Annotated in this window: 16 protein-coding genes; 12 read left to right on the top strand and 4 right to left on the bottom strand. The window is 43.0% G+C overall.

What is annotated here, in order from left to right; translation table 11 throughout:
* Nucleotides 1–27 precede the first annotated feature (27 nt).
* The 5 genes from QZY09_RS23650 (at nucleotide 28) to QZY09_RS23630 (ending at nucleotide 9,304) form a co-directional block, all read left to right on the top strand.
* Nucleotides 28–6,462, top strand: a complete 6,435-nt coding sequence (locus QZY09_RS23650; protein WP_295676893.1) for an alpha-2-macroglobulin family protein — start codon at nucleotides 28–30, stop codon at nucleotides 6,460–6,462.
* Between the two features lie 253 nt (nucleotides 6,463–6,715).
* Complete coding sequence (locus QZY09_RS23645; RefSeq protein ID WP_295676891.1) at nucleotides 6,716–7,129, top strand: hypothetical protein; 414 nt, start codon at nucleotides 6,716–6,718, stop codon at nucleotides 7,127–7,129.
* 27 nt (nucleotides 7,130–7,156) lie between these two features.
* Nucleotides 7,157–7,798, top strand: a complete 642-nt coding sequence (locus tag QZY09_RS23640; RefSeq protein ID WP_295676887.1) for a hypothetical protein — start codon at nucleotides 7,157–7,159, stop codon at nucleotides 7,796–7,798.
* 134 nt (nucleotides 7,799–7,932) lie between these two features.
* Nucleotides 7,933–8,619: a sensor histidine kinase gene (locus QZY09_RS23635; RefSeq protein ID WP_295676884.1), complete on the top strand. Its 687-nt coding sequence runs from the start codon at nucleotides 7,933–7,935 to the stop codon at nucleotides 8,617–8,619.
* Between the two features lie 31 nt (nucleotides 8,620–8,650).
* A complete protein-coding gene (locus tag QZY09_RS23630) occupies nucleotides 8,651–9,304 on the top strand; it encodes a response regulator transcription factor (protein WP_295676882.1) in 654 nt (217 codons plus the stop codon).
* A 66-nt stretch (nucleotides 9,305–9,370) separates the two neighbouring features.
* Here QZY09_RS23630 and QZY09_RS23625 read toward each other — a convergent pair whose 3' ends face one another.
* Together QZY09_RS23625 and frr are read right to left on the bottom strand one after the other, a co-directional pair.
* Entirely contained in the window at nucleotides 9,371–11,131 is a 1,761-nt protein-coding gene (locus QZY09_RS23625) for an ABC transporter ATP-binding protein (protein ID WP_295676880.1), read from the bottom strand.
* A gap of 289 nt (nucleotides 11,132–11,420) precedes the next feature.
* Nucleotides 11,421–11,984, bottom strand: coding sequence for a ribosome recycling factor (frr, locus tag QZY09_RS23620; RefSeq protein WP_295676878.1), 564 nt, complete (start codon nucleotides 11,982–11,984; stop codon nucleotides 11,421–11,423).
* 204 nt (nucleotides 11,985–12,188) lie between these two features.
* Here frr and QZY09_RS23615 point away from each other — a divergent pair, with 204 nt between their 5' ends.
* Nucleotides 12,189–12,365, top strand: coding sequence for a lmo0937 family membrane protein (locus tag QZY09_RS23615; protein WP_157750719.1), 177 nt, complete (start codon nucleotides 12,189–12,191; stop codon nucleotides 12,363–12,365).
* Nucleotides 12,366–12,385: 20 nt separating this feature from the next.
* On the opposite strand, the gene QZY09_RS23610 is transcribed toward QZY09_RS23615, so the two are convergent.
* Nucleotides 12,386–13,660 carry an aminotransferase class V-fold PLP-dependent enzyme gene (locus tag QZY09_RS23610; RefSeq protein WP_295676874.1) on the bottom strand — a complete coding sequence of 425 codons (1,275 nt, stop codon included), beginning with the start codon at nucleotides 13,658–13,660 and terminating at the stop codon, nucleotides 12,386–12,388.
* Between the two features lie 97 nt (nucleotides 13,661–13,757).
* Between QZY09_RS23610 and gcvH the strand changes: the two genes are divergently transcribed.
* The 3 genes from gcvH (at nucleotide 13,758) to feoB (ending at nucleotide 16,992) form a co-directional block, all read left to right on the top strand.
* Nucleotides 13,758–14,138, top strand: a complete 381-nt coding sequence (gcvH, locus tag QZY09_RS23605; RefSeq protein WP_295676872.1) for a glycine cleavage system protein GcvH — start codon at nucleotides 13,758–13,760, stop codon at nucleotides 14,136–14,138.
* A 512-nt stretch (nucleotides 14,139–14,650) separates the two neighbouring features.
* A complete protein-coding gene (locus tag QZY09_RS23600; protein ID WP_096355907.1) occupies nucleotides 14,651–14,866 on the top strand; it encodes a ferrous iron transport protein A in 216 nt (71 codons plus the stop codon).
* Between the two features lie 11 nt (nucleotides 14,867–14,877).
* A complete protein-coding gene (gene feoB / locus QZY09_RS23595; RefSeq protein WP_295676867.1) occupies nucleotides 14,878–16,992 on the top strand; it encodes a ferrous iron transport protein B in 2,115 nt (704 codons plus the stop codon).
* A gap of 26 nt (nucleotides 16,993–17,018) precedes the next feature.
* On the opposite strand, the gene QZY09_RS23590 is transcribed toward feoB, so the two are convergent.
* Nucleotides 17,019–17,747, bottom strand: a complete 729-nt coding sequence (locus tag QZY09_RS23590; protein ID WP_295676865.1) for a hypothetical protein — start codon at nucleotides 17,745–17,747, stop codon at nucleotides 17,019–17,021.
* A 184-nt stretch (nucleotides 17,748–17,931) separates the two neighbouring features.
* Here QZY09_RS23590 and QZY09_RS23585 point away from each other — a divergent pair, with 184 nt between their 5' ends.
* The 3 genes from QZY09_RS23585 (at nucleotide 17,932) to QZY09_RS23575 (ending at nucleotide 20,720) form a co-directional block, all read left to right on the top strand.
* Nucleotides 17,932–18,543: a SprT-like domain-containing protein gene (locus tag QZY09_RS23585; protein WP_295676863.1), complete on the top strand. Its 612-nt coding sequence runs from the start codon at nucleotides 17,932–17,934 to the stop codon at nucleotides 18,541–18,543.
* A 37-nt stretch (nucleotides 18,544–18,580) separates the two neighbouring features.
* On the top strand, nucleotides 18,581–19,219 hold the full coding sequence (locus tag QZY09_RS23580) for an HD domain-containing protein (RefSeq protein WP_295676860.1): 639 nt from the start codon (nucleotides 18,581–18,583) through the stop codon (nucleotides 19,217–19,219).
* A 190-nt stretch (nucleotides 19,220–19,409) separates the two neighbouring features.
* Nucleotides 19,410–20,720 (top strand): carbohydrate porin, encoded by a 1,311-nt coding sequence (locus QZY09_RS23575; protein WP_295676857.1) that lies wholly within the window; start codon nucleotides 19,410–19,412, stop codon nucleotides 20,718–20,720.
* Nucleotides 20,721–20,857: the final 137 nt, after the last annotated feature.

The following is a 20,857-nucleotide window of genomic DNA, read 5'->3' as shown; positions in this document are numbered from 1 at the left end:
ATATCCCGTACCCTGCTTGTTTTTGCTTTGCTGTTTTGTTTTTACAGTGCAGGCGCGCAGGTAAAATATGATGCCATCAGTTTCCGCATCGATTCACTGGCGAATATCGGCCTGCCGAAATCAGCCTTAAAGGAAGTTGACAAACTGGATGAACTTGCGCGGAAAAATAATAATGCGCCGCAGCAGATCAGGGCTACAATTTACCGGATGACCTTTCAATCTTACTTGGAAGAAGACGCTTTGGCAGCCATCATCAGCAGGCTAAGATTGGATATTGATAAAGCCGCTTACCCGGTAAAACCCGTATTGCAATCGCTGCTGGGGCAAATGTATTGGAACTATTACCAGCAAAACCGCTACCAGTTTGGACAGCGCACCCGGCTGGAAAAACCTGATACCGATTTTACCAAATGGGATTTGCAAACCCTGATTACCCAAACCGGCCACTTGTATGATCTTTCCTTAGCTGAAGCCGCAAAAGAACAAAATACCCCCATCAGCGTACTCGATGGTGTTTTGGAACGCGACAGTGCTACCCGCTACCTGCGCCCTACTTTGTACGACCTGCTGGTGCAGCGCTCGTTTGATTTTTTCCTGGCGGAGGAAGCGGGGCTAACCAAACCCAAACTGCCATTCTCACTAAATGACCCCCGGTTTTTCGGCGATAGCCATGCTTTTGCCGGCCTGGTGGTTAAAACAACCGATACCGCTTCAACAGCCTATAAAGGCATTAAATATTTACAGCAGGCAAGCCGGTTCCACCTCGAACATCACGATGAAGAGCCACTTGCCGACCTGGACCTGCAGCGGTTAAAGTTTTTATATTCACGAGCGAATATGGAGCATAAGGATTCGCTATATCTGTCGGCCTTAAAACAAATTGCGGACCATTTCTCCGCAAAGCCCATCAGCAGCGAAGCGCTGGTTTTACAGGGCCAGTATTACCAGGGATTAGATAGTTTGGCAATGGCCTATGGCTATTTTAAGAAAGCGGCAGCGGTATATCCGAATAGTTTAGGCGGGAAAAACGCTGCTACCCTGATGCGGCAAATTGAAGAAAAGGAGCTTTCGGCAACGGTGGAGAATGTAAATGTGCCGGGTAAGCCGATATTGGGATTGCTGAGTTATCGTAATGTGAAGCAAGCACAGGTTGCCATTTATAAATTAACGGCATCGCAGGTAATCCAATTTACAAATGAAGATGCGTGGTATGAAGGTTACAATTTAACACCAACAAAAAAACTACTGGAATTTTTGAAGCGGTTAAAGCCCGGGCAAAAAGAGGATTTAGTATTGCCTGACCCACGCGATTACAGCAAACATAGTGCAGAATTTAAGATCAATCCACTTTCGGTGGGTACTTATGTTATCCTGGTTAAAGACGCCACTGCCAATAAGGGGGATCTGATCCAGCTCACCAGCTTCATGGTGTCCAATTTATCCTATTCGGCAAGGGTGAACCCGAATAAGGAAACTGAATTAAGGATATTAAACCGGGAAACAGGCGCTCCCTTACAGGGAGTTGCGGTTAACGTATTTAAAGGGAATGAAAAAAATGGGAAAATGATAAAAACCAATGTCAGTTCGGGACTATCTGACATAAATGGAAAATATCTTTTTAATACCACCCAGGAACAATACACGGTTATGCTCTCAAAAGGGAATGACACCTTTACTGATAATGAAAAGTATTTTAACGGTGCTACAGAAACTAATAGTGTTGCTTTACCGCAGGTTAATACCATTTTATTTACAGACAGACAATTGTACCGCCCCGGGCAGACGATTTATTTTAAAGGATTGCAGGTAAGCACACTAAATGGTAAAAGCAGCATCCTGCCAAATACACCGTTAACCATTAAGTTTAATGATATAAATTATAAACTCATTAGTTCGTTGCAATTGAATACCAACGAGTTTGGTTCTGTGCAGGGTTCATTTACTATCCCACAAAACATCGGCAATGGCCAACTGACCTTAACTACTGAAACCGGTACATGTATGGTGCAGGTTGAAGAATATAAAAGGCCGACTTTCCAGGTTACATTTACCCCTGTAACGGAAACCTATCGCCTGGATGATTCTGTAACGGTGAAAGGCAAAGTGACCGCATTTTCAGGGTATGGATTATCGAATGCCACGGTCGCCGTTCACGTTACGGGCCAGGGAATACAAAGGTTTGAGCCGGATTTTATTCCCAGGAAAGTCGGCCGGTTTTTGACCCAGATGCAAATGACGGAGGTAAAAACCGATACTGTTCATACCAACGATTCTGGCGAGTTTACCATTAATTTTAAATCAAACGCCGGCATGCTGAGTTTAAACGGCGGCGTATTTACCTATTATGTTAATGCGGGGGTTACCGACGCAAGCGGGGAAACACAGTCGGCAAGTACTACAGTAGCTGTCAGCCAGACTCCCCTTCAAATGGATGCCGATATATCGCAGCGAATAATTTTTAATGACAATGCTGTATTTCCCCTAAAACTTACCAATAGAAATGCGCGTCAGTTAAAGGGTATTGTGTCTGTCAAAATATTTGCCTTACAGGGAAGCGGGCAAGTGTTTAAGAATCGTTTATGGGACAGCCCCGACCAGTATATTCTGAAAAAGCAGGAGTTCAAATCCTCTTTCACGGATTATTCATGGAAGAACGAGGAGGACTATAAGAAATGGAACCAGGTTGAGAAGATCAGCGAAACGAATGTTAGTACAAATGATTCCACAGCAAGCGAAATCAACCTTAACCTGCTAAAAAATCAACCATCGGGCGTTTATAAAGTTGTCCTTAGCGCAAAAGAGGAAAAAGGGGATACAACTTCTTTAACGCAATTTGTAAGTGTCGTGGCCGAAAAGGGTAAAGCATTGAAGATGGACGATTGGGTAATTCCATTAGTTACAAAAGTAAAACCCAACGGGAGTGCTGAGTTCTTATTGGGCATCAATAAAGCCGCAAATGTTTTAGTGGAAGAGTATGATGGCGCAAAACTACTTTCATCTTCCTGGCTAGCGCTGCGTGCCGGCGATCAGCAAAAAATAAAAATAGGGGTACCGGTAACCGCAAAAAACGACTTCAGTGTGCAATTTTTAATGGTTACAGATAACCGTATATATCATTATTATCAAAATATTAAAGTTGCTGACACGGTTAAAAACTTGAATATTCGTTTCCTTACCTTCCGCAATAAACTGCGGCCGGGTGAAAAAGAGAAATGGAAATTACAGGTAAAAGCAAGCGACAATAGCACGCTCCCGGCAGAAATGCTGGCCGATTTGTACGACGCGTCGCTGGATGATATTGCTTCCTCGCAATATTGGAGGACTGATTTTAGTTATGAACCCATAAATCCTGACTATTACGCCTGGAGCAATGATGATTTTGTTAAAGAGGATGCAACAGGTCCCTACTGGGAGTCAAATTACAATTACGCTTTAGAAGAACGTAAATATGAATTGTTGAAGCTGTTTGGCTATGATTATTTTGGGGGTGAAAATGATGCCTACCAAAGCTATTTGCAACGGGTTGAGGACTTAAAAGCGGCAGCAAAAAGCGATAAAAAAATTGCTGATAAATATTTAAAAAATGCTGCATTGGTTAAAAACGGCTATGACGTAAGCGGAAGAGTTATATCCAGCCGGGATAGTAGCGCGATAGCTGGCGTAAAGGTTAGTATTGAGAACACAAATATTTATACTGTGTCTAATTCGCTTGGTTATTTCAGGATAAAAGTGCCCAAAAACGGTATTCTGTTATTCACAGGAAAGCAGTATCTAAAAAAGAGCTTTTTAACCAAAAATGGGGGCAGTGTGACCATCGTACTTGATTTTAAACCGCTCAGAATTTATGACATTGCCGACCCCGGCCAAAAATCGTTAAAAGGGGATGCAAAAGCTGATGTAACGGTTGATGAGCCTAATACAATGTACGCAACGGCTTCGGCTGTAAAGATTCCTCCTCCCGTTGTCAAAGCAGATATGGAAGTACGGGAATCAAATAAAATGTATGGATATAGTTCACAAAGATTGATGAAAGGCCAGGCGGCGGGTCTGGTCATGATGAATACTGATGCACTGGCTGATAAAAATGTTACTATAAGAGGCATTGGTGAATTTAAAAGCCCCTTCACGCCCATCATCCCCCGCACCAACTTCAATGAAACCGCGTTCTTTTACCCGCAACTGCATACCAACGAAAAAGGTGAAATCCTGATCGAATTTACCATCCCCGAGGCGCTTACCCGCTGGAAATTCAGGGGCTTCGCGCATACGCAGGATTTGAAAACCGGGTATATTGAAAATAGCGTTGTTACCCAAAAACAATTAAGTATCAGCGCCAACACACCAAGGTTTTTACGCGAGGGGGATACCATTACCATTTCCGCGCGTTTAGCCAATTTAACTGCGGGCACTTTAAAGGGCAAGGTACAAATGCAGCTATTTAACGCGTTGAATATGCAGCCGGTTTCGTTGTTGGTAAATAAGGCCGATGCGGAACAAAATTTTGAGGTTGCCGGGAATACCAATCAAGCAGTATCGTTTAAGCTGGTGATCCCGGCCGGACTGGATGCTTTGGATTATAAACTGACCGCGGATGCAGGCGAATTTACGGACGGCGAAGAAAATACTTTACCGGTGCTGCCCAACCGTACACTGGTGACCGAATCGATGCCGATGATGGTACGGCCGGGGCAGACCCGGGATTTTACTTTTGATAAACTGGTAAACCAAAGCAGTTCGACCTTAAAAAACAAAACACTCACTCTTGAATACACGCAAAACCCGGCATGGTACGCCGTGCAGGCATTGCCTTATATGATGGAATTCCCGTATGAGTGCTCGGAGCAGGTGTTCAGCCGGTATTATGCCAATAGTTTGGCCACTAACCTGGTGAACAAAATGCCTGCCATTAAACAGGTTTTTGAACAATGGAAGAGGAGCAACAGTACTGAATTGTTGTCGAACCTGGAAAAGAATCAGGAATTAAAATCAACCTTACTGGAAGAAACGCCCTGGCTGCGCGACGCTGTGAGCGAATCGGAACAAAAAAAGCGGATCGCTTTGCTATTCGACCTGAATAAAATGAGCGATGAGCTAAAATTAAACCTGGATAAACTACAAAAAAGGCAATTGCCCGATGGCAGCTTCACATGGTTTGGCGGCGACAGGGGCGACCGCTACATTACCCAGCATATTGCCGAAGGCATGGGCGAGTTATATCATTTGGGGATAGGAACTGACGATGCGGAATTGAAACAAATTTCGGATAACACCCTCAAATATTTGGATGATCAGCTAACCGCGGACGAAAAACTAAGGAAGAAAAATAAAGATGGTATTTGGTTTTACGGCGACCTGGAGATCCACGCCTGGTTTACCCGAAGCTACTTTTTAAATAAACCGCTTGACAAGGGGTTGAACGTAGCCCTTGCCAATTATTTAAAATGGGCTGCGGAGGAATGGAAATTCCGCAATCTGTATGAGCAGGGGATGATCGCCCTAACCATGCAACGCTATAAAAAGGCTGACGTTACCGCGCAGATCGAACGCTCACTGCTGGAGACCGCGCAGCAATCAGATGATTTAGGCATGTACTGGGCCAAAAACCAGCAGGGTTATTTTTGGTACGAATCGCCTGTTGAAACCCAAAGCCTGCTGATTGAGCTGTTTACCGAAGCAGGTGACAACAGCAAAGCCGTTGACGAAATGAAGGTCTGGCTGTTGCGCAACAAGCAAACCAACGACTGGAAAACCACCAAAGCCACTGCGGCCGCCTGTTACGCATTATTGTTAAAAGGCAGCAACCTGCTTGCCGACACAGGTCAATCGCTTATTAAAGTGGATGGCAAAACGCTTGAAGAACTAAAACCGGAGATAAAGGCCGATGCCGGAACAGGCTATCTCAAAACCAGCTGGGCCGACGAGCAAATAAAACCTGCACTGGGCAAAGTGGAGATCAAAAATAATACTACCAATATCAGCTGGGGAGCATTGCATTGGCAATATTTGGAGAATCTTGATAAGATCACTTCGTCAGCAACCAATATCAAATTGGAAAGAAAATACTTTATTCAGAAACAAACTGATGCCGGGCCGGTATTAATTTCTGTCGATGCTACCCATCAACCCAAAACCGGTGACCTGCTTAAAGTGGTCGTTTACCTGAATGCTGACCGCGATTTTGAATATGTGCAGCTAAAAGATCTGCGCCCCGCGGGTACCGAGCCGGTTGACGCGCTGTCTACCTATAAATACCAGGATGGCTTATATTATTACCAGGTGACCAAAGACGTGGCTACCAACTTCTTTATCAGCTATTTAAACAAGGGCAACTATGTATTTGAGTACCAGCTAAGGGTAGCGCAGCCGGGCAATTTCTCAACCGGGATAACCGCGGTACAATGCATGTACGCGCCTGAATTTAACGCGCACTCTGAGGGGGGAAGGATGTTGATAAAGCCATAACTCGTCCGGGCATTATAAAATACAGCGATAATAGCACCTTTTCAGCCCGCGTGATACTACGGATTTTAATGCGTAAAACTACGCAATATTAAAGTGGTGTGAATCACAGGTTAATTTATTAGTTGTTGAAAATAAGCACATTGTGAAATTTTTAATAGTTATTTCAATTACACTCTTGCTCTTTGGTGGTTTGAAATAATGACTAATTAACATTAGTTTTAGCAAACTATTTTAAACCACAACAATTAAAACAATGGAAAACAGAAAATCACACCTCAACGGCCGGGAAGGCAGCCCTATCGATTTGAAACTGGCCGCCAGCTGGACAAAACATTACCGCGACAGGCATCCCGGTGAAACGATCTCCCAGTTTTTTGGAAAAGAAATCCTTGAAAAGATCCTCTCACAGCCAGGCTGCCTGGGCATTCGTTTTTATTATGCTTATGATGAACCGCGCGGCGGAAAAAAACACCTGATCATCACCGGCGCAATGGCGGATGGTACCGACCAGATCCATGCCGAAGCATTTGAAGCAGAAGCTGCAGTTGCACCGGGCACCGCGCCTTTAATGGGCGGAACAGCTCCCCAAATATATACGGTGGGTGAAATGTCCACTCCATGTCCTGGTTCTCCCGGATGCCCAACCAATGCTTTAACAGGACTATAGATTAACCTAAGTTTACAGGACCGGGCTATGCCAGCAGCTTCTATTTTGGACTATTCTTCTACAATATCAGGTGTTTTACCCGTATTGGCCTGGCTGTATAATCACAAAAACCTGGATAAAGGATTAAAAATAGCAGGCATATTTTTCCTGGTGGCTTTTTTTGTCGACATCCTTCTCGAACTAATGACAACGATGGGCGTGGTTAACAACATGCCTCTGATACATCTTTTTATTGTAATCAATATTTTGTTTTTTACCGCTATTTATTACAATGCCTTTTTTAAGCCATCAGTAAAAAAAGCGATCATAGCGCTGGCCGGCCTGGCACTGCTCATCGTTGTATTTAATATTATTTTTGTTGAAGGGATATGGGAATATCCCTCATTGTCCATTACGGTATTAAGCGTGCTGCTCATCTGTTTTTCGCTGGCTTATTTTTACCAGCTACTAAACAGGCAGGAATTTATACATATAGAAAAGCAAGGCTTGTTTTGGATAAATTCAGGTGTGCTTTTCTACTTTGCTATTAATATATTTTTGTTTATGCTTTTTAAACACTTTAGCAAGGATGAGAAGCAGGAATATTATATGATACATAGCACCAGTAATACCATCGCTAACATTTTATATACAGTCGGACTGCTTTGCAAACCTCAGAAAATTACCTAATACCAGCGCTGATTAAAACTGCGACCGCAGCTGCAACCGAAAGTAATTTAGTACCGGTACTAATTACAGGCACGATTGTAATTGTTATCCTGCTTATTTTTTTATTTTTTTTCGTGATCGTCTACCAGCGGAAAATGATAAAGAACCAGGTGGAGTTGCGCAAACTGCACGACGAAAAGCAAACCGGTTTATTAAACGCTGTTTTTGAGGCACAGGAAGGCGAACGCAAAAGGCTTGCCGAGGACCTGCACGACAGCGTAGGGCAGGTATTATCAGCCATAAAACTTAACCTGCACCGTTTGGAAAAAAGCTGTACCACCGAAAGTACGCAGCCCCTGATGGCTGACACCCGTAAACTGGCGGATGAATGCATCAGCGAGATCCGCAATATTATTCAAAATGTACTGCCGCCGGTGCTTACTGATTACGGTTTGCTGGAGGCGCTTGAAGGGCTTTGTGTCAAGATTGAGCAAAATACAGGTGTAAAGGTTGACCTGAAAAAAAAACTGAACGGGGTTAGGTTTAAGCCCGAGATTGACCTTGCTTTTTACCGTATTGCCCAGGAGTTGTTTGGCAATGCCATTAAACACTCAGGCGCAACGGTCATCCATTTAACGCTTACTACACAGGATGGCTGGCTGGTAATGGAATTTAAAGATAACGGAAAGGGCTTTGATATGGCCAACGTAAAACATGGGTTCGGCTTAAAAAACCTGGAAAGCCGCGTAAAATTGATCAACGGGGAAATTAATATTTATACCAAACCGCAAAGCGGCGCTATTACTATTATTAGGGTAGCGCTGCCAAATGAGGGTAATTAGTTATATTTATTGAATTCTTTTTTATAACGATATGACAAAGATCAGGTTAGCAATAGCAGACGACCATAAAATCTTCAGGAACGGGTTAAAGGCCACACTGGAAGATTGTGCCGATTTCGATCTGGTAATGGAGGCATCCAATGGCAAGCAATTGATTGCCCAGCTTGCTGCCACAACGCCGGACGTTATTTTGATGGATATAAAAATGCCCGAAATGGATGGCATCCAAACCACCGCCTACGTTAAACAGCATTTTGGCCATATTAAAGTGCTGGCGCTATCTATGTTTAACGAGGATAAATATATTGTGGATATGATGAAGGCCGGCGCATCAGGCTATCTGCTGAAAAATGCCGAGCCGGAAGAGATTATTGAAGCAGTATCAACTGTATTTGCAAAAGACTATTACTTTAAAGAACACCTGTCCATCACCCTGATCAAACAGCTGGCAGGCAATACACAGCCCGGCAATGCCCCCCAATCGCTGGCTGATTTTAATGAACGCGAAATAGAGGTTTTAAAACTGGTTTGCCAGGAATACTCCAACCAGGAAATTGCGGATAAAATATGCCTCAGCGTGCGCACCGTTGAAGGGTACCGCGCCCGCCTCTTCGAAAAAACACGCTCAAAAAACCTCGTCGGCCTGGTGATCTTCGCCGTTAAGACGGGGATTATTAGTGTTTAAGCGGAAAGCTGAAAGGCCAAAGCAGAAAGCAAAAAAGCTTTGGTCTTTCACCTTTACGCTTTCAGCTTAAACTTCCAATGAAACCTTCTCGCCAATCTGTTGCCGCCACATAGCATAGTACAATCCTTTTTGATTCAGCAGGTCGTAATGTTGGCCAGACTCGATGATATGCCCTTTTTCAAGCACAAAGATCTTATCGGCATGCATTATGGTAGATAGCCTGTGGGCGATCAGAATGGTAATATGGCTTACAGATTCAGATACATCACGGATGGTATCGGTGATTTCTTCTTCAGTGATGGAATCCAGCGAGGAGGTAGCTTCATCAAACACCAAAATATCCGGCTTGCGCAACAAAGCACGCGCAATGGAAAGCCGTTGTTTCTCGCCCCCTGAAACCTTTACCCCGCCTTCACCAATCACGGTGCTGAGGCCTTTATCTGCTCTTGCCAGCAGGGTTTGGCAGGCGGCGCGTTGTAATACGTCCATACATTCCTCGTCGGTAGCGCCTGGGCGTACAAATTGCAGGTTTTCGCGGATGGTGCCCGAAAATAGCTGGGTATCCTGGGTTACAAAACCAATTTTTTCGCGCAGCTGATCAAGATCAATCTCCTTGCTTAAGGTGTTATTGTATAAAATATCACCTTCCAGCGGTTGGTAGAGGCCAACCAAGAGTTTAACCAAAGTTGTTTTGCCCGAACCTGACGGCCCCACAAAAGCAATGGTTTCGCCTGCTTTAGTTTCAAAATTAATGTGGTTAAGCGCGTTGCGATTTGCGGTTAAGTGTTTAAAGCTGACGTTATCAAAGGTAAGTTTGCTCACTTTTTCAAGTAATACCGGTTTTTCGGGTTTTGGATCTATAGGTGTGTTCAGGATCCCTTCAAAATTGGCAAGTGAAACCTGCGCTTCACGCCATGATTGGATAACGTTGCCCAGTTCCTGTAAAGGATTGAAAAGGAAGAACGAATAGAATAAAAACATTAAATAACTTCCGGGCGACAGGCTACCTTTAAATATAAGCACCAATAATACTAAAACCATACAGCTGCGTACAAAGTTTACGACCGTGCCTTGTACAAAGCTCATGCTGCGTACATATTTCACCTTTTTTAATTCAAGGTCGAGGATTTTATAAGTGGTGCCATTCAGGCGTTCTATCTCTTGTTTCACCAGACCAAGGCTTTTCACCAGTTCTATATTCCTTAATGACTCTGTAGTTGACCCGGCAAGTGCGGTAGTTTGCGAGACGATGTTTTTTTGAATGGTTTTTATACGCTTGCTCAAAGCCATACTCACAAACATAATAATTGGGATGGCGGCAAAGTAAACCAGCGTTACCATGTAGTTTGCCTTTAAAGAATAAATTATCACAAAGACCATCCCAACCAGACTCACAAAAAGTACACTGATAAATGAAGTGATGAACTTTTCATTATCTAAACGAACCTTTTGTAAAATACCAAGCGTCTCGCCGCTGCGCTGATCTTCAAAAACCTGGTACGGTAGTTCAAGGGAGTGTTTTAAGCCATCAGCGTACATTTCGGCGCCGGTTTTTTGAGTGATGATGTTGGTAAAATAATCCTGGAAATTTTTTGCGATGCGCGATATCATTGCCGCGCCTATACCCAAACCAACCAATAATAACGAGCCGTGCAACCTGTATTCGTAGCTGTGAACTTTATGATCAACCGGCACAACATACCAATCAAAAATGTACCTGGTGATGAGAGGGTCACAAAGCGAAAATCCAATATTGATACCTGCAAGTACAAGGGCCAGAATAACCACCCAACGGTGTTTTTTTAAATAGGACAGGAGTATTTTCATGCTGACTATGAGTGTTTTTCAACAAAAATAAAAAAGCAAACGGGTATTATGGAATGTTCGGTTTAATTTGACATTTTGACTATTTTTTTGGATTACCTAAAGGGTCAAACCAACAATGTTCACTTTGCGTGCTTTGCGCCTCCTTTGCGGACTCAGTGTTAAATTTTTTACCGCAGAGGACACGGAGAAGGCACAGAGATTCACAGAGGTTTTTATAAAACGTGAACTCCATAAAAAAAAGCCATCTCAATTACGAAATGGCTCTTTATAAAATATTTTTATAGCAGTATTATACCGTCATGATATCTTTTTCCTTCGCAACCGAAAGATTATCAACTTTAATAATATAAGCATCGGTTAACTTTTGAACCTCGGCTTCGCCAACTTTCATTTCATCTTCTGATACGCCTTCCGTTTTCAGTTTCCTGATCTTTTCATTCGCCTCTTTACGGATATTGCGGATGGCAATTTTGCCGGTTTCGGCTTCTGCTTTTGCTTTTTTCACCAGGTCGCGGCGGCGTTCTTCGGTTAACGGAGGTACGTTGATGCGGATGATCACACCATCGTTTTGCGGGTTAACGCCCAGGTTGGCTTCCATGATGGCTTTTTCAATCGGCCCCAACAACGATTTCTCCCATGGCTGCACCACGATGGTACGCGCATCAGGTGTGTTTACGCTGCCCACCTGGCTCAGTGGAGTTGGGCTGCCATAATAATCAACATAAATATCATCCAGCATGGAAGGGCTTGCCTTGCCCGCGCGGATCTTTAATAATTCGCCATCGCAATGGTCAATGGCTTTGTCCATGTGCGCTTTGGCATCAGTAACTTGTTTTTTAATGAGTTCGCTCATCGCTGTAGAATTTTGACAAAAATAGTAAAAAGGTTCAATTTACAATTACTATTTGCTGAACGGTTGAATGATGGAAAAAGTGTGTAAAAAATAACTTGTAACCACTACAATTTTAAAAATACACCGGATGGTTACCTGAAATAAACAAATTACTGATATCCAAATACTTTTGAAACATAATCTGTTGCTGCTGGTTGTATACCCATGAGAAGTTTAGTTTATATTATAGTGGTTGTGCTGATCATCAGCTGGCTGCTCGGGGGCTTTGCCTTCCACGTTGGCGGCGATGCCATCCACATCATAATTGTAATAGCGGTTATTTTGTTATTATTTAACCTTTTTGGCAACCATTCGGATTCGTACAGGCGAAGGTGGTGGTAAGCCACTTGCCTGTTTGCTTTTTAATTCATGATGGATTTTAGCGCCTCGCACAATACCCCTATCTCTTCTACTGTATTATAATAATGCACCGATGCCCGTACAATGCTGGTTAGGTGGTGTTTATTCATATAGATAAGGGTTGATACCGCTTTGCCGACGGATACATTGATTTGTTTTTCGGCCAGCAGGTTTTTTACGGTCGCGCTGTCAATCCCTTTTACGGAAAAGGTAACAATGCCGCATTTTTGATCGCCGGTGTCGTGAACGGTTATGCCTTCGATATTTTCCAGCTGGTTGCGCAACAGTCCGGCTAAATATTGTATGCGCAGCCAGATCCTGTCAACTCCAATATTAAGGGCGTATTCTACTGCCTTGCCGAGGCCCAGGAGCAGGGCGCGATTTTTTTCGTAAAGCTCGAAGCGGCGCGCATCATCGCGCACTTTAAAATCATCTTCAGTAACTACGGCCGCTGTGGAGCCGTCGATAAAGGTAAGTTTTAATTGATCCTGAACGGCTTTTCGCACAAACAAAAAACCTGTTCCACGGGGCGCCCGCAGGTATTTGCGCCCGGTTACGACCAGCATATCGCAGCCGATCTCTTTTACATCAACCGGTATTTGCCCGGCGCTCTGGCAGGCATCTACCAAATATAAAATACCATATTTGTGCGCTATTTGGCCAATTGCCACAATGGGGATCATGCCGCCAGCGGTGGATGGGATGTGCGTAACCGCGATGAGTTTGGTTTTTGGCGAAATGGCTTCTTCCAGCGCGGATAACGAGAAGTTACCCTGCTCGTCATTCGGGATCACTTTTATTTCGATTCCCAATGTTTTTTTGGCGTTCAATAAACCGATAAGGTTGGTTACATATTCCATTTCGGTACTGAGCACCACGTCCCCCGGTTTAAAATCAACACCGTTAAATGCAAGGATCCATGCAGTACTTGCGTTTTCAACCAGTGCAATTTCATTGGTTTCAGCATTAATAAGGCGCGCTACCAGGGTATAGGTGTCATCCAGTTGCTGTTTGTATTTGGCCTCTGTTTCGTAGCCACCGCATGCGGCTTCTGCATTTAAATAGTTGATCACTGTATCCACCACCACGTCAGGCGGCAGCGAGGACCCCGCATTATTGAAGTGGACCTTTTGCGCTGTCCCTTTTGTTGCAGCCCTAAATTGTTGAACTTCCTGTTCGCTGATTAAAGTCAGTTCCATTTTATTGGTATTTGTGTACAACAAAGTAAAAAGATCTACCAATAATAAAACAGATGCAGAAGTTGTGGTTTTAGGCATAACAGATTGTTTTTTTACTGCCTAAATACTTAACGAGAAAGACTTCAAACTTTTAAATAAAGATTTGTTATTTTTGACCCATCAAATAAAAAAACATATGGATTTTCCGGCTGGATTAAAATACACAAAAGACCACGAGTGGATTAAAGTAGAAGGCAACGAAGCTACGATAGGCATCACCGAATTTGCACAGCGCGAATTGGGCGACATTGTTTATATTGATATCAACTCGTTGGGTAAAGAGGTTGCTAAAGATGAAGTTTTTGGTACGGTTGAAGCGGTTAAAACCGTTTCGGACTTGTTTATGCCGGCTGCCGGTACTATTAACGAGCTAAACCCAGCGCTTGACAAACAGCCGGAACTGGTTAATTCTGATCCGTACGGCGAAGGCTGGATGGTTAAAGCTACCCTGAATGACGTTGCTGACCTGGAGAGTTTATTATCAGCCGAAAGTTATAAATCATTGATAGGCGTTTAAAAAGCTTTGGAAATATTACAGGCCCGCAATTTTTGCGGGCCTTGTTTGTTTATTTCGACTGAAGGTACTGTAAACGAGCGCCTGTATTTCTTTAATTAGCCAGGAAACAATTCACCCGGACATTATCGTATAAACAGTTGATAATAATGATTTACCTATTGAATAGCATTGGGTGCCATAATGAGTTTTAACATTTGGCTGTTTGACAATGCCAACCGGATTTTTCTGGCGTAAACGAATTATAAAACAATAACCAATAGCGGTATAAATTATGAAAAAGAACGCGTTAATAATTATTGGCTTACTGTGTTTAATCTCGCTGTCATCATGCGGTATATTTAAAGGCTGTGGATGCCCTAAATTCGGATCCGTTAAAACCCAGCCGACAGGGAACACCGTATATCACAGTTAAAAAAATGACTTTGAGCACATTTAAATGTGACGAAGATCACGTAATCTTATTTGGATTAAATTTAAATAAGCTCTATCTTTGATTAAGATTTATATTAATTATGACGCTTTCAGAACTTGTACCAGGCCAAATGGGAATTGTAAAAGAGTTTACAGACCTTGAAATGTCAGTAAAATTGATGGAAATGGGATGCTTGCCCGGTGAACAGGTTACTGTAGCCCGCATTGCCCCCATGGGCGACCCGATTGCCATCAATGTATCAGGGTACCAGCTTAGCCTTCGTAAATTTGAAGCGTCGACCATTGTTTTGCAGTAGTTTTTAGCCTCTTGAAAACCGATCTGAGAGTTGCACTTGTAGGAAACCCAAACACCGGTAAATCAACTCTTTTTAACACACTAACCGGTTTAAATCAAAAAATTGGAAATTTCCCCGGTGTAACTATTGATAAAAAAACAGGCTTCTGTTCATTATCAGACGGGCGTAATGCCGAAATCATCGACCTGCCCGGCACCTATAGCCTCTATCCGAAAAGCCAGGACGAATCCATTGTATTTTCCATCTTAGCAGACAAAGCCAATCCGCTTACGCCCGACCTGGTTGTGGTGATTATTGACGCTACCAACCTTAAACGGAACCTGTTGCTTTATACCCAGGTTGCCGACCTGAAAATACCGGTCATCATCGCGCTGAATATGATGGACCTGGCAAAAAAAAGCAACATAGAAATAAACGTCGATCTTTTTGCAAAAAAGCTGGGCGTGCCCGTTGTTCCGATTGCGGCAAGAAAGGGTGAGGGGATTGAAAAATTAAAAGAAGCGATCACTTTTGCAAATAAAATAGCTTTACAGTCGGAATCGATTGATATAGAAGTTATCGCGCCTGAGTTGATCGCGAAGATCAGCAATGAGTTTAATATTGAAAATCCGTACTATGCCCTGCAGTTGGCGCACCAGCACGAGACCATAAAATTTATTTCGGCAAGCGAGAGCGACCGCATAGAAGAACTTGAGCATGAATTTTCTTTCCATTCGCAAAAGGCGCAGGGTAAGGAAACTATCGCCCGGTATAATTTTATAAACGAGCTCCTTTATGATACTGTAAAGATCCCTGAAACAGCGAAAGACGAAACCGTAAGCAACAAGATCGATAAGGTGCTAACCCATCGTGTTTTCGGGTTGTTCATCTTCATGGGCATCCTTTTGTTTATGTTCCAGTCTATTTTTGCCTGGTCGGCCTATCCGATGGAGCTTATTGCCGATGCTTTTGTTTGGGTGCAAAACGCATTGCACAGCCTGTTGCCTGCCGGCCCGTTAACGGGTTTGGTTGTTGATGGCGTTATCGGCGGTTTGAGCGGTGTAATGGTATTTATCCCGCAGATAGCCATCCTGTTTGCTTTTATTTCCATTTTGGAGGATACTGGTTACATGTCGCGGGTTACGTTTATGATGGATAAGCTGATGCGCAAGGTTGGCCTGAACGGGAAGTCAGTAGTGCCGCTGATCGGCGGTTTCGCCTGTGCGGTGCCGTCTATCATGAGTACCCGCACCATCGAAAACTGGAAAGACAGGATGATCACCATAATGGTTACGCCACTGGTAACCTGTTCGGCCCGTTTGCCTATTTATACTTTGCTGATAGCCCTGGTAGTACCCAACCGTAATGTTTGGTGGATTTTTAATATGCAGGGCCTGGCCCTTACGGGGATGTATATTTTCAGCCTCTTCTCAGCAGTAGTTGTTGCCTTTGCATTTAAACTGATTTTAAAAGGGCGCGAACGCGGATATTTCATTATGGAGCTGCCTGTTTATCGTATGCCCCGCTGGAATAATGTTGCTTATAGCATGTACGAACGTTCAAAAGCCTTTGTGGTGCAGGCCGGTAAGGTGATCATTGCGATATCGGTGATATTGTGGGTCTTGGCCTCCTATGGCCCGGGTGACCGTTTTGTAAAGATCGAACAAAAATATAGTAAGCTTGAATACCGGAAGCAACTTACCCCTGATGAGCGGGTTAAAGCCATCAATTCCGAGAAACTGGAAAACTCCTACGCCGGTGTGCTGGGCCATGTTATTGAGCCGGCCATAAAACCGCTTGGTTTCGATTGGAAAATAGGGATCGCGCTTATTACCTCATTTGCCGCGCGCGAAGTATTTGTTGGCACAATGGCCACCATTTATAGCGTAGAAGGCAGTGCCGAAAAAATGGAAACGGTGCAGAAAAAAATGAAGTCGGCAAAAGATTCGCAGACAGGGCAACCGGTATTTTCCGTGGCAGTTGCTTTTTCATTGATGATGTTTTACGCCTTTGCCATGCAGTGCGCCAGTACTGTTGCTGTGGTTTACCGCGAAACCAAAAACTGGCGCTGGCCGGCCATACAATTTGCGTATATGACGGTTTTAGCTTATGCCGCAAGTTTTATTGCCTATCATTTGTTGAAATAAAGGCGATCAGCAACCTCTTTTTCGCTTCAAAAACTAAAGTCCCCGCCAGTTTTATGGCTCCAGGTGCCGTTTAGGTTTAAGGTATAAAATTTGATGGTTCTCCCATTCAACACACCCATGACTCCTGTTTTAAGGTAACAAATTCCATCAGTATCATTTGGGCTGATAAAGTCGCGGCCCGGTACATAGGTCCAGGCTCCCTGGTCGTTGATCGAATAAAACTTTATCGTTTTTCCTTTCCTGATACCAACATAGTTACTAATGGGGCTGAACGCTTCGTCTACATCGGATGGGATGATAAAGTCTTTTATTATGGAGCGCGTCCAGCTTCCGTCTTTGTGGGTGTCATAAAATTTCACTGTTCTTCCGTTTCTTACCCCAACGGTGGACATGCTGAATGAAAATATATCGTCAATGTCAGCGGGGCTTGTAAAGTCTTTGCCATTGCTGTAACTCCAAATTCCCTGCTCATTTGTCATGTAAAACTTTACGTTGTTTCCATTTTTGGCGCCAACATAAGGGCCCGTGAAATGGAATACCCCGTTAATGCTTTCAGGGCTTACAAAATCTTTTCCGGAGCTGTAATTCCAGGTTTTTTGATCAGGCGTTTCGTAGAATTTTACAGTCCGGCCTTCCCTGATCCCTATGAACTTATAGTTAAAAAAGAATACCTGCGGATTTGATGAATTTTTGCACCCCGAAAATATGATTACAATAATTGCTATTGAAAAGGCTATGGCGATTTTTTTTATCATAATCACGATTAGTTTGTTGCGCTAAATTTAAATTCCAAATTTCAAAAGTGGCCTATATAATTCACTTATAATTCCGGATGCAAGAATAAGTTTTTATTTAAAAAGTTTAAAATTGCTTTCATCTTCCTTTTGCAGGTGTTTTATCCTTTCGTGCCAAACCCCTATCTTTGTAACGAGGTAAAAATTGGATAAAGTAAAAATTCTTGAAACCTATCTTCCGCCTGATGCTGCGCCGCTCATCGGCCGGTGGATAGACTACTTTAAATGCGAATTTAAAATTTCGCGTAACCGCAATAGTAAGTTTGGTGATTACAGGCCCCCGCATGACGGTAAAGGGCATCGCATATCTGTTAATTATGATTTAAACCAGTATGCTTTCCTCGTTACTACCGTACACGAATTTGCGCACCTGCATACCTGGAACGAGCATAAGCACAAAGCCAAACCACACGGTACTGAATGGAAGAACAATTTTAAAAAAATGATGCAGCCTTTTTTTGAAAAGGAAATCTTTCCCGCTGATATTAAACATGCTATCACCAGCTATTTGAATAACCCTGCTGCGTCAAGCTGTTCAGACCTTACTTTATACAGGTCCTTGCGCAAATATGATGCGCCGAAGGAATCCATACACACGGTTGAAAAGTTGCCGATTAAAGCGGTCTTTAAGCTTAAGGATGGTCGGATCTTTCTGAAGGAAGAGAAACTGCGCAAGCGCTATAAGTGTATTGAAGTTAGTTCAAAACGGGTTTATTTATTCAGCCCGGTGGCTGAGGTAGAGTTGATAAATGAGTAGCGCATGGTAAAGCCATCAAAGCATTCAATCTTATCATATGGATAATATAATTATTAATAAAACGGTTGATTTTGTGCAGCAAACCCTTAAAGATGCCGAAGGTGGGCATGATTGGTGGCATATTCACCGGGTTTGGAAAAATGCAAAACTTATCGCAGAAACCGAACAAGCCGATTTACTTGTTGTTGAACTGGCCGCGCTGCTTCATGATATTGCCGACAGTAAATTTCATGGAGGTAACGAAGAACTGGGCCCTGCTGTAGCAGGTGATTTTTTACGCAGTATAACTGTAAGTGAACCGGTTGTTGAACACGTTCAGCAGATCATCAGGCATATATCCTTTAAGTCGGGTTTTGAAAAGAGTGATTTTCATTCGATGGAATTAGCAATTGTTCAGGACGCTGACCGTCTCGATGCTATTGGCGCCATTGGAATTGCAAGAGCGTTTAGTTATGGCGGCTTTAAAGGCCGGGAAATTTACAACCCCGACATTAAGCCAAATTTGAATATGACGAAGGAGGATTATAAAAATTCTGCGGCACCCACCATCAACCATTTTTACGAAAAACTGTTACTCCTTAAAGATAAAATGAATACCCAAACTGGCAGAAGATTAGCTGAACAAAGAAATAGCTTTATGGAAAGCTATTTAAAGCAGTTTTATTCGGAGTGCTAATATACTTCCTGACGCTACCACAAAGCTTTTTTTGACTAAAGAATAATTCAAGCTGGAACTAATTATAAATAAAATTTAGACGTGTCTAAAAAAAATATTAGTTTTGTTTAAATTATTAAACCTGATGTTGTGTTTATAATAAAACAACATCAGGTTTATATGGGTTTAATACCTTCGGAACTAATTTGACATGATAAAAAAGCTATATGTATTTATACTAAGCCTGATCGCTGCCCAGGTAAATTATGCGCAGGATACGGTTAAAACGGAAAACTACAGTTTCCATTTCCAGCAAACCATTATTACACAGGATAAGCCGGGCTTTCGTGCAGATTACAGTGGACGTAACAGTTTGTCCCCATTAGCTGAAACCCAAACTTCCATTACCGCTACTTTTTTCGGGAATGCGCGGTTATGGAAAGGCTCCCAGGTAACTTTTGATCCTGAGCTTTCAGGTGGCGCAGGTTTAAGCCAAACCCTTGGTGTCGCGGGTTTCCCCAATGGAGAAACTTTTAGGGTTGGAGGAGTTCAAAATAAGATTTACATAGGCCGTTTGTTTTTTCAGCAAAACTTTGAGTGGGGAAAAGAAAAAGACACCCTTGAAAGTGAACAGCTGCAGTTAGCCGGGTTACGGAGCAAACGGTATTTCTCTGTCGGTATCGGTAAATTTAATATGGGCGATTTTTTTGATCAGAATAATTTTAGTCACGACCCGCGTTCCCAATTTATGAACTGGGCGCTGATGGATAATGCTGCCTGGGATTATCCCGCCAACACGCGTGGTTATGTTTTGGGTGCCTATACTGAATTCGGTCAACCGACCTGGACATTGCGGTTTGCGTTTACCTTGAATGTTACGCAGGCAAATTCATCTACCTGGGATGCCAAAATAGGCAAAGCCAATACGCAAACCGTTGAATTTGAAAAGAGGTATACTATTGACGGCCAAAAAGGTACTTTACGCATTTTAGGCTTTTTAAATAATGGCAAATTTGGAAACTACGAACAGGCCATCGCATTGAATGCTGCAGCACCGAACGTTGATACGACGCAGGCCTACGGACGCCATAAAGTCGGATTTGGTGTAAATGCGGACCAGTACCTGACCAAATATTTTGGTGTATTCGCCAAAGCCAGTTACAACGATGGCCATACCCAAACCTGGTTTTTTACGGAGATTGACCGCTCTATTACCTTTGGAGGACTTTTAAAAGGAACCGGCTGGAAAAGAAAAGATGATGAAATGGGGCTGGCGTTTATTGGCAATGGCCTTTCTGCACCACATCGCCAATACTTGGCGGATGGCGGCTACGGTTTTTTAATAGGCGATGGAAAACTGAATTATGCGCCGGAAATGATCGCCGAATTTTATTATAAGCTGAATGCCTATCAAAATAAATTCTTTTTAAGCCCTGATTATCAGTTCATCATGAATCCGGCCTATAATCACGACAGGGGGCCCGTAAATGTATTTTCAATCAGGGCGCATATTGAGTTTTAAATAACCTTTGTCAGATTTACGAAGTTTCCAGAACTTCGTAAATCTATTTGCCAACGTTAAATTTTGTTAAACAGGTAACCTTTCTTTGGCTTTATTGTCAAAAGAAATATAGCCGTTAAATTGTTTTATTAAAAAGT

It is taken from the genome of uncultured Mucilaginibacter sp. (genome assembly GCF_903913935.1).
GTDB lineage: Bacteria > Bacteroidota > Bacteroidia > Sphingobacteriales > Sphingobacteriaceae > Mucilaginibacter.
This window is presented reverse-complemented; position numbering and strand designations above follow the sequence as displayed.

What these genes read in the sequence shown, in the direction of transcription:
- QZY09_RS23645 (WP_295676891.1), top strand. Translation starts at nt 6,716, where the DNA reads ATGGAAAACAGAAAATCACACCTCAACGGCCGGGAAGGCAGCCCTATC.
- QZY09_RS23590 (WP_295676865.1), bottom strand. Translation starts at nt 17,747, where the DNA reads ATGATAAAAAAAATCGCCATAGCCTTTTCAATAGCAATTATTGTAATC.
- frr (WP_295676878.1), bottom strand. Translation starts at nt 11,984, where the DNA reads ATGAGCGAACTCATTAAAAAACAAGTTACTGATGCCAAAGCGCACATG.
- QZY09_RS23635 (WP_295676884.1), top strand. Translation starts at nt 7,933, where the DNA reads ATGATAAAGAACCAGGTGGAGTTGCGCAAACTGCACGACGAAAAGCAA.
- QZY09_RS23625 (WP_295676880.1), bottom strand. Translation starts at nt 11,131, where the DNA reads ATGAAAATACTCCTGTCCTATTTAAAAAAACACCGTTGGGTGGTTATT.
- QZY09_RS23610 (WP_295676874.1), bottom strand. Translation starts at nt 13,660, where the DNA reads ATGCCTAAAACCACAACTTCTGCATCTGTTTTATTATTGGTAGATCTT.
- gcvH (WP_295676872.1), top strand. Translation starts at nt 13,758, where the DNA reads ATGGATTTTCCGGCTGGATTAAAATACACAAAAGACCACGAGTGGATT.
- QZY09_RS23600 (WP_096355907.1), top strand. Translation starts at nt 14,651, where the DNA reads ATGACGCTTTCAGAACTTGTACCAGGCCAAATGGGAATTGTAAAAGAG.
- QZY09_RS23575 (WP_295676857.1), top strand. Translation starts at nt 19,410, where the DNA reads ATGATAAAAAAGCTATATGTATTTATACTAAGCCTGATCGCTGCCCAG.
- QZY09_RS23640 (WP_295676887.1), top strand. Translation starts at nt 7,157, where the DNA reads ATGCCAGCAGCTTCTATTTTGGACTATTCTTCTACAATATCAGGTGTT.
- QZY09_RS23580 (WP_295676860.1), top strand. Translation starts at nt 18,581, where the DNA reads ATGGATAATATAATTATTAATAAAACGGTTGATTTTGTGCAGCAAACC.
- QZY09_RS23630 (WP_295676882.1), top strand. Translation starts at nt 8,651, where the DNA reads ATGACAAAGATCAGGTTAGCAATAGCAGACGACCATAAAATCTTCAGG.
- QZY09_RS23615 (WP_157750719.1), top strand. Translation starts at nt 12,189, where the DNA reads ATGAGAAGTTTAGTTTATATTATAGTGGTTGTGCTGATCATCAGCTGG.